General features: G+C 34.4%; 1 pseudogene. It reads left to right on the top strand.

The window, feature by feature from the left end:
- Positions 1–683: pseudogene (locus BA053_RS06375) on the top strand (phage tail protein); the annotation flags it as partial.

Below are 683 nucleotides of genomic sequence, written 5' to 3'. Positions count from 1 at the left end.
AACGATTATTATAATGCGCAGAGATTTATATTGGATGAGAGTTTATTTGGAGATCTTCTTTCTGACTATTCGGGGGTAAAAATAGAAAAAGATGGACCAGTGTTATCATTTGGAAGAGTGAACTTTTTCAGATCTAGCAGTCCATTAATTGAGGTTATAGAGAGTTATCTACGCGATCATTATGAACGAGCTTTAAGCAATGACATATATCGCTTGGATGTAGCAATCCTTGGAGAAACCGAGCCTCACACAAAGAATTATAACGGTATTTATGAAAGAAGTCATCAGTGGAATAATTTAAAAACGCTATACCCTTTACCACAGAGCTTATTACCGGCAATTAAGTTTGCTAAAGCGCAGATAGTATTATCGGACAGTTGGAGTTTAGGAGAAATAAACGCATGTTTTCCGGTTACTAGTATAGAAGAGGAAGGGAATAAATTTTTATTGGGAAGTAGCAAACTATCTGAACAACTGTGGAATTTAAAATACAAGCCAATTTTAGAAAGGTTTAGCGTTACTCACCACTACAAGGTAGAAGATTTTACCAACCAAAAAGTTATAAGATTTGGTATAGCAGAGCACAATATTCACTTTAAAAATGATTTAGATTCAAGACAAAAAGATTCAATACATGAGTTAGAAAGGTACATTTTAGTGTTTTACCCAGGTGTACTAACGTG

The organism is Wolbachia endosymbiont of Nomada ferruginata, from assembly GCF_001675785.1.
GTDB classification, from domain to species: domain Bacteria; phylum Pseudomonadota; class Alphaproteobacteria; order Rickettsiales; family Anaplasmataceae; genus Wolbachia; species Wolbachia pipientis.
This window is presented reverse-complemented; position numbering and strand designations above follow the sequence as displayed.